This window comes from uncultured Pontibacter sp., assembly GCF_947502515.1.
Classification (GTDB): Bacteria; Bacteroidota; Bacteroidia; order Cytophagales; family Hymenobacteraceae; genus Pontibacter.
The window spans coordinates 86,655-102,665 of sequence record NZ_CANNAI010000007.1 but is presented as its reverse complement, the minus strand read 5'-3'; the positions used below and the strand labels follow the sequence as shown (position 1 = coordinate 102,665).

Here is a 16,011-nt window from a genome sequence, read left to right as displayed (position 1 = left end):
TGTTCCAGAAATGGCAATTCTTCTACTATGACATTTTAACATGCACATTACTAGCCGTAGGGTACACTGGTTCTCTTATGCTATCCTTACTACTTTTAAAAATTTTCTTTAAGCTGCGTACCGTTGGGTGCCACACACCAACCATTCGACAGATATTCTCGGCTAATGAAGCGCCTTCTAGCAAACCAATTCGTGGAATCTCGTATTTGTGAGTCAGTTGAGATTTGGTTAAATAGGTAGGCACATTCGAAAAGGCCAATCTATATCCCTGCTCTTTTAGTGCCCTAACCTCACGCTGACCATAATCTCCATTAGGATATGCGAAATAAGAAACTTCCTTGTTAATCCATTTCTCAAGTTTCTTCTTAGAGAAACTAATTTCATGGTATAACTCTGCATCCTCGCAATTTACAAGAATGGGATGCGAGTGGGTATGGCCACCAATTGTAACTACTGACGATCTGGAGATTCGTTTTATTTGCTCAACCGTCATTGCCTCTCTTGGAATATTAGCGTATTTTTTAAGTTTTTCTACAATTGCAAGTCGTTCTACATTAGGCAGTTGTTTTAATGTTGCTACCCTGTTCTTAGAATTATTTTTAATACTCTTGTTTACATAGGACCACCAATAAGCTCCTTCTTCCACTGCCTGAGTCGATACAAATATGGTTACAGGGACTTCATACTTAGCTGCTATTTCTACAATATTCTGTTCATTTGGCTGCCAACCATCATCCACAGTCAACAGCACACTGCTCTTTGGAAATTGCATTTCGTTATTAACAATCCTTTCTAGATCGTTAATAGTTAAAAAATTAAACTTCTGTTTAATCAGCCATTTTATACAAGCTTCAAACTCTCGCTTTGTGGGGTTATGAGAATAAATCGAAAGTATATAATCACCATTCAAAGCTCTCATTTTCGCCTTCTTTACAAAGCCAAAATTGATAAGTGCTTTTGCCAGAAACCAGGCACAGAGATTTCTGAAATTAAAGTCCATAGGTAGTATTATAAGTAAACGTTTGCTGAAAAAAGTATTTAAAAAATAAATCTGTTGTACTAACTTTCTTCCATCTCGTTGCTGTCCGGTAATCTTGTTTATCACCAGAGCTCTACACGATAATATCTACAAGAGAATTACAGTACTTCAGTATGGAGTTATAGTTATGCACCTTAATTGGCTCCTTTCTGCCCCTTCTTTGGACTGAATCCAGTGGCAGCAAACCAATCTTAAACTTTGCACCTTCAAAATAGACTAGAACCTTTGAACTTTACCTCAAAAAAAATAGTGTATAAGTTTCTCATCCATAATGCATCTTAAATATTTAAACTAAACTCTTCGTGATTCACTCCTAATGTCACATCCTGGTTGAATCTTAAAACCTAAAGAGCAATTAGCAGGGCTAATATAGATTCTACTTGAAAACTCAGAGAATTTGATAAATTTTGCCTTTAATGTTTAGACTTGATAATTTATTTCTACAGAAGCCATTTGATCTTTTATACCCCCTAAATATCATTACTAAATTTATAAAATTTTGTTTTATTTTATTATTCTATTTGTATTACTTTTAGTGTCTCTGCTAGCTTTCATGGTATTACTCGTCAATAATATGTACGTATCATAATTATTTCTAATAGCATACATGTGGATTACACATTTATGTTATTATATGTAGGAACATTTATTAAACTCTTCTAAATAAAAAAAGCAGCTATATATAGCTGCTTTTTTTATTTAGATCAAGATTACCAACCAGTCAAGGTCTAATCCGATTTTAAGACAATAAGATTCTATAATTGTCGAATTTATAAATGCTTATTTCGTGATTGTGAAGGTATACGTTACCGGCGTTCCAGCTGATCCTGACCCTTTTGCCTGTGTGTAAGGAGTAGCTGTTAGGGTGTAGGTACCGGCTGGCAAGGTAGTATTGCCGTAGTAGTAATTACCTTTTCCATCATCACCGAACAGTGCATGGGGAGCTGCATTATCAATATAAGTATGCGACTTAGCACCTCTTAGTTCGAATTTAACGCTACCTACAGACGAGCCTAGGTTGGCACGGAAGTTTACTTTCTGGCTTCCCATCTGATGGAAGCTGATCTTGCTACCATTTGTCAGGGTAGCAACGTCTCTCTCTGTCTGGGCATTTACAACAGTCAGGCTAGTTATTTGATTGCCCGTACCAGGCTGCACTGGTGCTGGCGTAGGAGCCGGTGCTGGCGTAGGAGCCGGCGCTGGCGTAGGAGCCGGCGCTGGCGTAGGAGCCGGTGCTGGCGTAGGAGTCGGTGCAGGAGCCGTAGATGACGAAGAAGAAGTCATGTCAGACAATTTGGTACCTGCTTTACCTACTTTGATGTTATCGAAGTATAGCACGCGCTTATCAGTAGTGGTTTTCTGATCAGCCCAAGTAGACTTGTACACACCCAGTTTCAACTTAGGAAGTCCACCTTTGCTATAAAGGTTACCGCCCTTGCGGGAAAGTACTTGTTTGCCATCGATCCAAACCTCACTCAGGCCATCTGATCCGTGAGAGTGTACCATGTGCACAACAATGTTAAGCCACTTATTTTTAGTTATCGGACCTAAGTCCACTTTTTCTTTTTTACTCTGCTCATTACGTACCGTCATTATAATACGGCCGTTCGCTGTGCGGATGGAGGCAGATGGGCTGCCCATGTCGCTCTGGTGAAACTGCGTGATACACTCGTCGTCTTTTTCGTCTACGAAACCGTCAGCAGGGAAATAAACGTCATAAGCGTACCACATCTCCTTCTGTATTTCGTTCGATTCAACTACTGTTACCTCGGCGCGGCGGCTGCCTTTTACCTCAGGGTCATTCTGGCGCAGCTCGAAGCGGGCTGCCTTGCCACCACCACCAATACGGTCAACTACATTAAGAGAGTGGGATGAACCCAGCTCAAGGCCATGAAAGGTGTTTAGCGGCTTGCTGCCTTCAAAGTTCTCACTGAAGAGCATACTAGCAGTCGCATGGGCCACTGACTCAACTCCCATCGATGGGCTAATTTCTTCTAATTCTTTCTGCTCACAAGACACTGTTATTGCAGCTAAAAGTACTGGTGTTAGTAAATAACGAAACTTGAAATTCATTTTGGTTTGGCTAAAGTTGTTAATAATTTAATTGTACTATTATTATAAAATATCTTTTTCAACAAAGTTAAAATCGATTATGGAATTCATTCTGTAGATTGTTAGCAACTAGGACTTTTATAAAAGTTCACTCTTTAAAAGTTTAATCATAGGCTTACATAGACAGCTAAAATTCAACATATAAACATCCATCATTAGAGAACTGAAAAGCAATTAACAATTGTACATTTCATCCATATGACTGTCACAAATGTAAAGGATCAATAAGTTAATTTCAAAATGCATAATGCCTAAAAGGGCTTAAATTATTGTTATTTCATATTTTATATTAAAAAAGTTAATTTAAAATCAGATTTATGCCGAAACTTTTATGAAACGGATTCGTTAGACAATTTTTAGTGTTTGTATTATTTTTATCTGTTTTATAAGATGAATTTAAGATTACTTAACCCATAAATGTCTTATGATCAAAAGTATACAATCGCAATTAACTATAAAAATTTTCAATTATTTATATTAATAAATATACAAGCCATAAATAGAATCAAAATAAACTTTTAGCCAATTGGACAAATATCAGCCAAAGTCATTTTACATACATGATGGCTTCCATCAAACCATAAATCTGTTATTGTATATAAATTTTGTTATATATAAAACTCGATTTAGAGGCTAGGAACTATTTATAAAAAAATTTAGAACAATATTAAGAAATAGCTATATAGTTAAGGCGCATCATACGTCTTGTTTTTTAGCTTCATTTTTCCCCTTGATGGGATAAAAGGTAAGAAACTGGCTGGATCCAACACAATTGATAACAATTCTCCTGTGTTTATTCCAATAAGGAGTTACCAGTTTGGTTAAAATCTATCTAAATTTTGTTAATCTCAATTTCTAGTTAAGCTTTATCCCTTCACATTTCTTTTAACAGTATCCTTGGTTTCTCAACTAGAACGATTTGCAAGTATGATTGAAATTAAAGGTATAATCTAGGTCAGGATAATTCAGAAAACATGCAACGAAGCAGGTTTTCTAAAAAAATTCTATAATTATTGTAACTTTTTTTTAAAATAATAATATAAGGGTTATAACCAAAATTATGGAATCGGCTGATAAGTAAGCACATACAAAAGGCCCTATATCCTAAGCTGCTAAAGGCAAAAAACTTGATCTTATTATCACTCTTTTATAATAGTTCTTTACAACTATATCGCAACTCCAAAAAATACTTATGCAAGAAATTTAACTCTAAGAATATGTCCAGACTTTTTTTACTCCTGCTCGTTTATTTATTTTCTTCTATCACGGCATCGGCTCAGTTTTCGTCTCTCCAGCAAATAGAGCCGTTACCGATAACATCCAACACTCAGGATAAAACACAATCAAAGTTATTTGCGCACGACGGTAAGCACTGGGCAGTGCTACCAAATGCAACAGGCACACATTTGTGGAGGTTAGACGGAGATTCATGGACTCACATACTCAGATTGAGTACCAAGACCGGGTCGAGAGCCGATTGCAAGGTAGTAGGCAATCTAGTGCATATATTCATGTATCAAGGTACAAACTCTCAATTAGTGTCACTTGAATACATACCAGGTTCATCCACATACAAACTGTGGACAGCGCAAAATTCATTGGTTAGCATTTCAATAAATTCTGGAGTTGAAACGGCTATGATTGAGGTAGACGACACAGGTAGAATGTGGCTGGCCTACGACGGATCAAGCACCGTTAATGTTAGATGGAGTGATGCTCCCTATACTCAGTGGAGTTCGCCTATTACGTTAGCTTCAGGCATTGCTTCGAATGATAAGTGTGCCATCATTGCTATGCCTGGCAAAATTGGAGTGTTCTGGTCTAACCAAAATACTAAAAGATGGGGTTTCAAGACGCATACTGATGGAGATTCCCCTACAAACTGGTCTGTTGATGAAGTACCTGCTTCACAGTCTGCATTAAACGTAGGGTACGGGATGGCTGATGACCACATGAACCTGAAAGTAGCTAGTGATGGCACCCTATACTGCGCCATCAAGACAGGATATAATGATGAATCATATCCCCTGATAGGGCTTTTAGTACGCAGAGCAAACGGTACTTGGGATAACTTATATGATGTTTCTCGCTTAGGAACAACCCCTATTGTCGTTCTAAATGAAGATGCTGGAAAATTAAGAATAGTTTACTCTTCAAGAACGTACGGAGGGGATATTCTCTATAACGAATCCCCAATATCCAACATCTCCATTGGACCACAAATGACCTTAAAGGAAGGAGCTAGATTTCGTGATCCTACTAGCAGCAAACAGAATTTCAACCCAGACGGGCTCATACTTATAACAAACGTAGATGCAGGTGTTGCAGTTGGAGTATTAGCAAGTGATGACGGCTCTTCACCTGATCCTACAGATAAGTTTCATTTAACTATTAACACTATAGGCGACGGCACTGTTGCCAAGACCCCCAGCCAGGAAACCTACGACGCCGGCAGCGCCGTGAGCCTGACGGCAACGCCGGCCGCCGGCTACCGGTTCGCCGGCTGGGGCGGCGACGCCTCCGGCACGGCCAACCCCCTGACTGTGACGATGGACGGCGACAAGGCCGTCACGGCCACCTTCGAGGCAATCCCTGCCAGTGAGTACAGCCTGGCTGTGAGCACGACGGGCGGCGGCGCGGTGTCAAAGAGCCCAGACCGCGCGACCTATACGGCCGGCAGCGCCGTGAGCCTGACGGCAACGCCGGCCACCGGCTACCAGTTCGCCGGCTGGGGCGGCGACGCCTCCGGCACGGCCAACCCCCTGACTGTGACGATGGACGGCGACAAGGCCGTCACGGCCACCTTCACCGCCGTCACCGCGGGCCCGTCACAGGTGACAGGGTTTACCTTGGTGGACGCCCAGACGGAGCAGGACGTGCAGCCCCTTGAGGATGGGGCCACCATCAGCCTCTCATCGCTGAGCAACTCCAAGCTCAACATCCGGGCTAACACTTCGCCGACCTCGGTGGGCAGCGTGCTCTTCGAGCTGAGCGGAACGCAGAGCAGGACCTACTCCGACAACGCCGCCCCTTACGCCCTGCACGGCGACAACGGCAGCGGCAACTACTACTACGGCAACTGGAACCCGCCGGCGGTGGGCACCTACACCCTCAAGGCAACCCCCTACTCGGGCAGCAAGGCCACCGGAGCAGCCGGCACCCCGCTCACCATACGCTTCACTGTAGTGGAGCAGGTAGTTACTCCTACAGATAAGTTTCATTTAACCATTAACACTATAGGCGACGGCACTGTTGCCAAGACCCCCAGCCAGGAAACCTACGACGCCGGCAGCGCCGTGAGCCTGACGGCAACGCCGGCCACCGGCTACCAGTTCGCCGGCTGGGGCGGCGACGCCTCCGGCACGGCCAACCCCCTGACTGTGACGATGGACGGCGACAAGGCCGTCACGGCCACCTTCACCGCCGTCACCGCGGGCCCGTCACAGGTGACAGGGTTTACCTTGGTGGACGCCCAGACGGAGCAGGACGTGCAGCCCCTTGAGGATGGGGCCACCATCAGCCTCTCATCGCTGAGCAACTCCAAGCTCAACATCCGGGCTAACACCTCGCCGACCTCGGTGGGCAGCGTGCTCTTCGAGCTGAGCGGAACGCAGAGCAGGACCTACTCCGACAACGCCGCCCCTTACGCCCTGCACGGCGACAACGGCAGCGGCAACTACTACTACGGCAACTGGAACCCGCCGGCGGTGGGCACCTACACCCTCAAGGCAACCCCCTACTCGGGCAGCAAGGCCACCGGAGCAGCCGGCACCCCGCTCACCATACGCTTCACTGTAGTGGAAAGCAATCTGACAACTCAATCTGAAAAAAGCTTATTTGTAAATCAGCCCAGACTTGAAAAATTGAGTGCCCATCCTAATCCTTTTTCAGACAAGGCCAGGGTTAGGTTTACAGTATCAGAAGGTCAAGATTATACTCTCTCACTTTACGATAGCAAAGGAAGTCTAATCAAAACCCTACACCAAGGCAAAACCGTGTCAGGACAGTTACACCAGATTGATATTGATGGTACTGATTTAGGGAAGGGACTCTATATACTCAGGCTACAGACAAAAAGCAAAAACGAAACGTTTAGGCTAATGCTAGATCGCTAACAGTTTCAAATCGAATCTGAAGAGTAATTTTATAAAAACCTCATCCTTGCCCTCCCTCATAATTAATTATGAGGGAGGGCAAGGATGAGGTTTTTATATTATTCAATTACAAGGTTGGTATTTTAGATAATATTAAAATGAATATCAAATAACACCTTAATACTAGCACTAATATAAAAAAACGAGACTACAAGCTGATTTTTACTTCTCTGACATACTCTTCCGAATTCACACTTCTTAAGCATAATATGCCTAAGGTTTTTCAGGAACTGCTATATCAAATAGCTCCTTCTTCTGCCTGGTCTTAAAATAGTGCATTGAGTATAACTATCAATTGGAAGCATATCAAATCATACAACTTTAAAGTGAGTATAGTTGATATAAAATTACAAACAAATCAAAATATTTAGATTTATATCATGCTATTATATTCTATCTATTTTATACGTTCAAATGAATCTATTTATTATTCTAAACGTAAATTCATATATATTATATTAAGTAGTTTGAATAATTTTTAATTTAAACTGGACAGCTCTTCAGTTATTAAACCTAGTTAAACTGTGCATTTGTCTTCCTGAATTATTAATTCTGCGTGTTTAAAGGCCATTTGTATGAGAAATACATTTACGTTATTCCTAATTTGCACCCTTGCTTTTTCATTTGAATTAGCAGCACAATTTACTAGTGTAAGTGATTTAAACCCACTAAAGACAGCTGCCTTTGCAACCAGAGAGAAACCACAGGCTAAAGTCCTCTTACTCGATGGAAAATATTGGGCTGTTTTAGCCAATACCACGGGGACGCATTTGTGGCGACTGGAAAACAATGATTGGAAACATGAACTAGAACTAAGTACAAAGAACTCATTGGCAGACTATGTTATGATTGAAAACAAGGTCCATATTCTGCTTTATTCTGGATCTCAATCACAGTTTGTTTCACTGGAATATGATAAAAGCCAGAAGAAGTTTATGGCATGGAAACAAAATAAATCAACCGTCAAAATTGATCTTGAAGAGAAAGTTGAAGTTGCCTCGATAACTGCAGATAATGCCGGGACGCTGTGGATTGCTTCATCAGGAGGTGATGGCAATGTTAATGTCCGCTGGAGTACTGCCCCCTATACGGAATGGAGTTCGCCCCTCACAATAGCACAGGGTTTAAACCCAGATGATATATGTGCTGTTATATCACTTCCAAAAACAAATCAAATCGGGGTAATGTGGTCAAATCAGAAGACTAAAAGATGGGGATTTAAGACACATACTTTAGGTGATGAATCTACCAAATGGTCAAAGGATGAAGTCCCTGCATCTCAGTCTGCCCTTAGTCAAGGAACTGGCATGTCAGATGATCATATCAATATGAAGGTAGCATCTGATGGTACACTGTATGTAGCTATTAAAACCGGATATAATGCGATAGGCTACCCGCTTATCTCTTTATTGGTTAGACGGCCTTCAGGTGTTTGGGATGACCTTTATGAAGTTTCTCAAACTGGTACATTGCCTATTGTGATTTTGAATGAAGAACAAAACCTATTGAAAGTTGTGTATACCTCTGCAACATATGGCGGGGATATACTTTACAAAGAAACATCGCTTAGCAATATCAGTTTTTGTACGCCACATGTTCTTCTGAAAGGGAAATACAATTATGCCACTAGCACAAAAGATGGTTACAGTTCAGAAACAGTAATACTAGCCTCTAACGAAACACATGTGGTAGGTGTGGTAGCAACAGATAACCTTGACCTAAGATCTCCTTTAGTTGCTGATTGTGATAATGGAGAAATAGAACCAAGTTTTAATGCATATCCTAACCCCTTTCTTAATGAAACTATAATAAATTTCAGGTTACCAAAAGATCAAAACTATTCCCTGACTTTGTATAATAGTAATGGAGGTAAGGTTTCACAGCTTCATAGTTCAACAGCAGTTGCCAGTAAACTAAATAGCTTTACACTGGACGCTTCCAAACTAGCCAGAGGCTTGTATATACTTAAGCTTGAAACCTCTGATAAAGTAGAAGCGATTAAGCTTATACACGAACGATAAGCGCATACTATTACCCATTTCATCACCTTAATCCCTCATTCCCGTATTACCCCATGTGAATACAGGGGTTTTATGAGCATACCGGAAACGAACGGCATATTTGCGTCACATTATTTATTAAAGGAACAGCTTAGTTCAGGAAGGGTTGAAGAAGTCTGGAAAGCAGAAGACTGGACTGCGGAAGGGGCTCCTGTCACGCTGAGGCTGTATGCGCCCCATATCCGGCTCGATCACCACAGCCTGGAACAGCTGCAACGGGAGCAGGAACAACGGGCACAGCTACAGCACCCTCACCTGCTTACACCTACCCATTTTGGCGTGCACGAAGGTATACCTTTTGAAGTAGCTCCGCTCCACTTGCAGCAAACCGTGGCACAGGCCGCACCGCTTCCGGAAAACCAGATAGCCCGACTGATCGCCCAGGTAGGTAGCGCTTTGGAGTATCTGCACACACAGCAACCTCCTGTGTTGCATCGCCAAATCAACCCGGACAATATCATACTGGATGCACAGGGCAATTACCTCCTGGCCGTACCTGCATTAAGCAGTCAACTGCGCACGCTCCTGCACCGGGCTACCGGCACCCCGTTGGCCCAGGGCACAGCTTATGCTGCTCCTGAGCTGTTCGGTCCTCATCCTATGCACTCGGGAGCTAGCGATGTGTTTGCACTGGGGGTGAGTCTGTATGAGCTGTGCATGGGAGAAACTCCGTGGCTCGGCAATGGGGGGCTGAGCCTGAGCCAAGGGGCAGAGATTCCGATCATTGCAGCTCCTTATTCCCGTATATTGAGCAATCTCGTGCGTGCCTGCCTGCACCCCGACCCTGAAAGAAGACCTTCGGCACAAGTACTGGTTGAAGAAGCTACTTATTACCTCGAGTATGGGAATTGGAAATCCTATGGTGCTTTTGGTAATGTTACGGCAGAGTCGATCGTGTATAGGAAGAGATCGCGCCTATGGCCGGTGCTGCTCATACTGCTACTGGCAGGGGCGCTGGCTGCCGCCTACTATTTTTTTGTATGGAAAGCACCCCATGAGGAGTTGGCTGCCGATGTTGCTGTGACCGCCGCTGATACAACGACTGCCCAGCCAGCCATCACGGACACCTCGGTTGCGGCCCGCACACCGGAGGAGGCTAAGCCAGACACTCCAGTCAAAAGGCAGGCTGCCGTCCAAAAGCCGCAAGCCCGTACCAGAACACAGCAAACCCCGACTACTACCAAGCCTGCCCCATCACGTCCGGTGCAACCGGCCTACCCACAGCCCACCAGCCTGGAAGGTTACCTCAATGGTTTACTCAACGAGGAGATCCCCCTGCAGGTGCGAGACCGGTGGCGGACACAAATCCTGAAATACTTCTCTCCGGACGCTATCATTTACGCCCGCATGCATGACGCCCCCTTAGGCAGCTTTGGCGTAGGAGAATTTATCGATATTCTGTTAAGTACGGAGGAAGGCAATAGTATTGTGATTGATAAAGTGATCTATGACCCTGAGGAGGAAGATGCCATTGACGAAATCAATGTGAGCATCATCGCTGCCCAATAATTTTAAGGCATGTAGCGCATTTAGTTTGGCATTCTGAGCATATTTTATAATATTTAGTAAGTCATATATTTTTGCACAGTTATGCTCGGAACACTCCTTAGTCTGCAATGGAAGCAGAGCCGTCGATCGCCAGCTTATCAGAAAAGCCTGGTGGTAAAGATCATACTCGGCTTTTTCATCGTCTACTTTGCGCTCATCTTTATTGCGCTTGGCTTTTTTAGTCATAAACTGCTTACCGAGATTTATCCGGATCAAAGCCCCATTGTCTCGTTCAACAGCTTCCTGCTCTTTTACTTTCTGATAGACCTGGTTTCGCGCTTCATGCTGCAGGACTTACCGGTACTGGCCATTCAGCCTTTCCTGCACCTGCCTTTGAAGCGGAACAAGCTTGTGCACTTCGTGCTGCTGCGTTCCATACCCAGCGTGTTTAATCTGCTTATGTTGCTGGTATTCGTGCCATTTATGCTTCGTGCGGTGGTGCCGGTGCATGGTACAGGTATAGCGCTGGTGTGGCTGGCTGCTCTCCTGCTGCTCACATTTATCAATAATTTCATCCTCATTTATTTTAAGCGTCAGCTTACCTCTAATCCCAAGCTTACGCTCATACTCGCTCTGGTGGTCGGTGGCCTCATTCTATTGGACTACCTGCAGCTGCTGTCTCTGCGTCAGGCTTCGGTAGCCGCATTTGGCGCCTTGCTACAGCAACCCTGGCTCCTGTTTGTGCCTGTGCTTGGCCTCGTGGGGACATACCTGCTCAACTATCGGTTCCTGATGCAACATCTATACCCGGAGGAAATCTTCATTAAAAAAGTAGCTACAGTAGAAGGCAACGACATGGCTTTCCTGAACAGGTTTGGTGATACCGGAAAGTTGATCGCCCTGGAGTTAAAACTGATCTGGCGTCATAAGCGACCGAAATCGATGGTGATGATCTCAGCTTTTCTGCTGTTTTATGGCCTTATCTTCTACACCAACAAGGTATACTTGGAAGGTTGGGGCATGCTTATTTTCGTAGGCATATTTGTCACGGGCTCTCCGATGTTCAACTATGGTCAGTTTGTGCCAGCCTGGCAAAGCGCGCATTACGATGCTCTGCTCACCAGACCCATTACCACGTACCAGTATGTGAAAGCCAAATACCTGATGTTTGTGCCTTCTATTCTTCTTGTAACAGTCCTGACACTCCCTTATGCGCTGTTCGGCTCCAAAGTACTCCTGATTAACCTGGCCAGTTGCCTCTTTAATATTGGGGTGAACAGCATTGTGGTGCTTTACTTTGCGGCACTCAACAAAGACCGGCTCGACCTGAGCAATGGTTCTGCCTTTAACTGGCAGGGCGTAGGCGCCTCCAGATTTGTGATGATGCTACCCATGGTGCTCGGGCCGATTGCGATCTTCCTGCCTTTCTCGTTCATGGACATCCCGCAATGGGGCATTTTCGCCATCGCACTGAGCGGTGTACTCGGCATCGTTTTCCATCGCCAGCTGCTCAGCATGATGGCCAAACGACTTCAAGAGCGGAAGTATACTTTGGCTGCTGGGTTCAGACAACACTAAGCGCCACCCCTACCTGAAGAAGAAAACATCAGCTATACCTGAAAAGAAATGAATATGATTGAAGTAAGAGATCTCGTAAAGTCCTACAGCAGTGCTACAGTCGTGAACATACCTGCGCTGTACATTGCGCCCGGCGAAACCATTGGTCTGGTGGGGAACAACGGTGCAGGCAAAACTACACTGTTCCGGATGCTGCTGGACCTGGTGCGCCCTACAGACGGCGTGGTTACCTCCAAAGGTATACCTGTGGCGCACACCGACGCCTGGAAATACTATACCGGTTCACACCTCGATGAGGGTTTCCTGATCGACTACCTGACGCCGGAAGAATACTTTAAGTTTATCGGTGACCTGCATGGCCTATCCACCGGCGACATACAGGAGCGGCTGCTGCCATTTACTGATTTGTTCAACGGGGAAGTACTGAAGCAGCGCAAGTATATCCGCGACTTTTCGAAAGGCAACCAGAAAAAGGTAGGTATAGCGGCGGCGGCTCTGTCCCACCCTGAACTCCTGATCCTGGATGAGCCATTCGCCAACCTCGACCCTAGCTCCCAGATCAGGCTGAAGAACCTGTTGCGCAGCCTGCACGAACAGCACGGCATGACCATGCTCATCTCCAGCCACGACCTTAACCACGTGACGGAGGTATGCAAGCGCATTGTCATATTGGAGAAAGGGCAGATCGTACAAGATATGCAGACTACCGAAAATACCCTGCAGGCTTTGGAGGCTTACTTCACAGTTTAACTTAAGTATCATAGCAAACACCAAAAGCCACCTATCCCGGATCAGGTGGCTTTTGCTTTCCAGCGAAGGCTGCTTCGAATACACATCGACTTAATAGCTTGTTTTACGTTTAAGCATACAGACAATATAAATCAGCCAACTTTGACTTTAACAAAACAAATATAACCTTTATCATATTTCATCATGAAGGCATACTTTCTACTTCTTATTCTGATTGTCAGCTTATACCCGGCTCTGGCTCAGCAGCCTATTAACTCCCGCGATCGGGAGGTGGTGTTTCGGGGAGTCAGCCTGATACCGATGGACAAAGAGCAGGTGATCGAAAACCAGACGGTAGTGGTGAAAGACGGGAAAATAACTGCCATCGGTAGCGCCGCAAAAGTGAAGCATAGCAAAAATGCGCTGATCGTAGACGGCAAAGGGAAATACCTGATGCCGGGATTGGCTGAGATGCATGCTCACGTCCCCCCTGTCGATGACCTGGAGCCGATGAAAGAGGTGTTGCAGTTGTTTACCCTCCATGGCATCACCACCATTCGGGGAATGCTGGGTCACCCGCGCCACCTGGAGCTGCGCAGTAAGTTGCAGTCCGGCGAACTGCTTGGGCCAAGGTTCTATACCTCCGGGCCCTCCCTAAATGGCAACAGCGTCAAAACGCCGGAAGCCGGTGCTGAGATGGTGCGACAGCAAAAGCAGGCTGGATACGATTTCCTAAAGCTTCATCCCGGGCTTAACAACGAAACCTTTGGTGCAATTGCCAGCACGGCCAACCAGATCGGGATGCCTTTTGCCGGCCACGTATCCTATGATGTTGGTGTTTGGCGAGCCATTGAGGCGGGCTATGCTTCGATCGACCACATGGATGGTTTTGTCGAGAGTCTGGTCCCCGGGCTGGAGGCTATACCTGAGCAGGAGGCCGGACTCTTTGCTATGTACATCGCAGACCAGGCAGATACGACGCGTATACCTAAACTAATGACTGCATTGCGCGAGAAGAACATCTGGGTAGTGCCCACGCAGGCCCTCGCCGAACGCTGGATGTCACCTACAGAGTCACCTGAAACGTTGGGCAACAAGCCTGAGATGAAGTACATGAATCCTAAAACAGTACAGAACTGGGTGGCTACTAAACAGAAACTGATGGCTGACCCGCGTTACGATGCAGAAGCTATCAACAGGTATGTGGACCTCCGCCGGAAACTGATCAAAGCCTGCAACGACAACCAGGTGGGCTTGTTGCTTGGCTGCGATGCGCCGCAGGTATTTAACGTGCCGGGCATCTCTACGCACCAGGAACTCGAATACCTGGTAGCCGCAGGGCTCAGTCCATACGAAGCGCTTCGTACGGGCACGGTCAATGTCGGCAGGTATTTCAATCGCAACGATATAGGTGTGCTGAAAGTAGGAGCCACTGCTGACATGCTCCTGCTCCATGGCAACCCGCTCAACGATATCTCCCAAACCCAACGTATAGCAGGTATAGTAATTGGCCATACCTATCTGCCCGAAACTTATATCAAACAGGAACTGAAGAAGATGGAAAAGACAAGGTGAACAAGAGGATGTAACCAAATACCCTTTGGCTTGTTAGCAATCGGATAATGAAAGAAATATGATCATCTAAAAGCTAAGACTATGAAATTAAAATTGACTTTGCTCCTCACAGGCATGCTACTGTTTGTGGCAGCATATGCACAGCAAGCAGAAACAACAGACCAGATCGAAACCGAGAAAGGCCCGCTTACCATCCAGCCCATTTTGCATGGCACGCTGGTTTTCACCTGGGATGGCAAAACGATTTATGTTGATCCGTACGGGGGTGGAGAGGCGTTCAAAGGTATAGCAGCCCCAGACCTGATCCTGATAACCGACATCCACGGCGACCACCTCGATATGAAAACCCTGGAGGCTATCAACACTGACAAAGCTACTTTTGTAGTGCCGCAGGCGGTGGCCGACAAACTGCCCGAAAACTTTAAAAAGCGTGCTGTTGTACTGAGTAACAATGAACACATACAGCAACTCGGTATTGCCATTGCGGCGCTGCCGATGTATAATCTGCCTGAAAGCGAGGACTCCCGCCACACCAAAGGCCGTGGCAATGGCTATGTGTTGGAGTTCGCAGACAAGACCGTATACCTGTCAGGTGACACCGAAGACATACCTGAGATGCGCGCCCTGCGCAACATCGATGTCGCCTTTGTATGCATGAACCTGCCGTATACCATGGACATTGATCAGGCTGCCTCTGCTGTGCTCGAGTTCAAGCCTGCTATCGTATACCCTTACCACTACCGGGGTCAGGATGGCCTGAGTGATGTGGAAGCCTTCAAAAGAAAAGTGAACGAAGGTGACCAGAATATTGAAGTGCGTTTGCGTAACTGGTACCCGGAACAAGCTAAAAACTAAATAAAACGACTCTCCTCATACATGCACGAATCCAGGCTGTACATTGAATATGTTGCCCGTGTTATAGAAGCGATTGGCGTCCTGATCATTGCGAGCGGGGCGGCCATTGCGCTTTTTCGCTTCATTTTTCCGCTAAGACACAACTCCCGCCGTTCTTACAAAGTGCTGCGGCACGAGCTGGGCAAAGCCATTCTGCTAGGGCTTGAGATACTGGTGGCCGCCGACATCATCGCAACTGTAGTCACGGAGCCTTCCATGGATCGGGTGGTCACGCTTGGTCTGATCGTACTGATCAGGACATTCCTGAGTCTTTCCCTGCAGGTAGAACTCGAGGGTCGTTTCCCCTGGCAAGCCAGAAGGCCTGAAGCAGAGCATCCCCTTTAGCATTCCGCCGCCAAACTACGTATAAAAGCATACTCCC

The 16,011-nt window shown here is 45.6% G+C and carries 10 protein-coding genes; 8 read left to right on the top strand and 2 right to left on the bottom strand.

The genetic code is table 11. The features are described from left to right. Positions 1-25 precede the first annotated feature (25 nt). Both Q1A54_RS16830 and Q1A54_RS16825 read right to left on the bottom strand, forming a co-directional pair. Positions 26-1,105 carry a polysaccharide deacetylase family protein gene (locus Q1A54_RS16830; RefSeq protein ID WP_299990498.1) on the bottom strand — a complete coding sequence of 360 codons (1,080 nt, stop codon included), beginning with the start codon at positions 1,103-1,105 and terminating at the stop codon, positions 26-28. 714 nt (positions 1,106-1,819) lie between these two features. After that, the gene (locus Q1A54_RS16825; protein WP_299990496.1) at positions 1,820-3,016 is read right to left on the bottom strand and encodes a polysaccharide lyase; all 1,197 of its coding nucleotides are present in this window, start codon (positions 3,014-3,016) and stop codon (positions 1,820-1,822) included. Positions 3,017-4,788: 1,772 nt separating this feature from the next. Here Q1A54_RS16825 and Q1A54_RS16820 point away from each other — a divergent pair. The 8 genes from Q1A54_RS16820 to Q1A54_RS16785 all read left to right on the top strand — a co-directional run bounded on the left by Q1A54_RS16820 (position 4,789) and on the right by Q1A54_RS16785 (position 15,974). Further along, positions 4,789-7,266 carry an InlB B-repeat-containing protein gene (locus Q1A54_RS16820; RefSeq protein ID WP_299990494.1) on the top strand — a complete coding sequence of 826 codons (2,478 nt, stop codon included), beginning with the start codon at positions 4,789-4,791 and terminating at the stop codon, positions 7,264-7,266. Positions 7,267-7,880: 614 nt separating this feature from the next. Beyond that, positions 7,881-9,326 (top strand): T9SS type A sorting domain-containing protein, encoded by a 1,446-nt coding sequence (locus Q1A54_RS16815; protein ID WP_299990492.1) that lies wholly within the window; start codon positions 7,881-7,883, stop codon positions 9,324-9,326. Positions 9,327-9,398: 72 nt separating this feature from the next. Beyond that, a complete protein-coding gene (locus Q1A54_RS16810) occupies positions 9,399-10,874 on the top strand; it encodes a protein kinase (protein WP_299990490.1) in 1,476 nt (491 codons plus the stop codon). 81 nt (positions 10,875-10,955) lie between these two features. Continuing rightward, positions 10,956-12,431, top strand: coding sequence for a DUF5687 family protein (locus Q1A54_RS16805; protein WP_299990488.1), 1,476 nt, complete (start codon positions 10,956-10,958; stop codon positions 12,429-12,431). 54 nt (positions 12,432-12,485) lie between these two features. Beyond that, entirely contained in the window at positions 12,486-13,181 is a 696-nt protein-coding gene (locus Q1A54_RS16800) for an ABC transporter ATP-binding protein (protein WP_299990486.1), read from the top strand. 183 nt (positions 13,182-13,364) lie between these two features. Beyond that, the gene (locus Q1A54_RS16795) at positions 13,365-14,735 is read left to right on the top strand and encodes an amidohydrolase family protein (protein WP_299990484.1); all 1,371 of its coding nucleotides are present in this window, start codon (positions 13,365-13,367) and stop codon (positions 14,733-14,735) included. A gap of 81 nt (positions 14,736-14,816) precedes the next feature. Then, positions 14,817-15,590, top strand: coding sequence for an MBL fold metallo-hydrolase (locus tag Q1A54_RS16790; RefSeq protein ID WP_299990482.1), 774 nt, complete (start codon positions 14,817-14,819; stop codon positions 15,588-15,590). Between the two features lie 21 nt (positions 15,591-15,611). Beyond that, on the top strand, positions 15,612-15,974 hold the full coding sequence (locus tag Q1A54_RS16785; protein WP_196121089.1) for a DUF1622 domain-containing protein: 363 nt from the start codon (positions 15,612-15,614) through the stop codon (positions 15,972-15,974). The last annotated feature ends 37 nt before the right edge of the window (positions 15,975-16,011 follow it).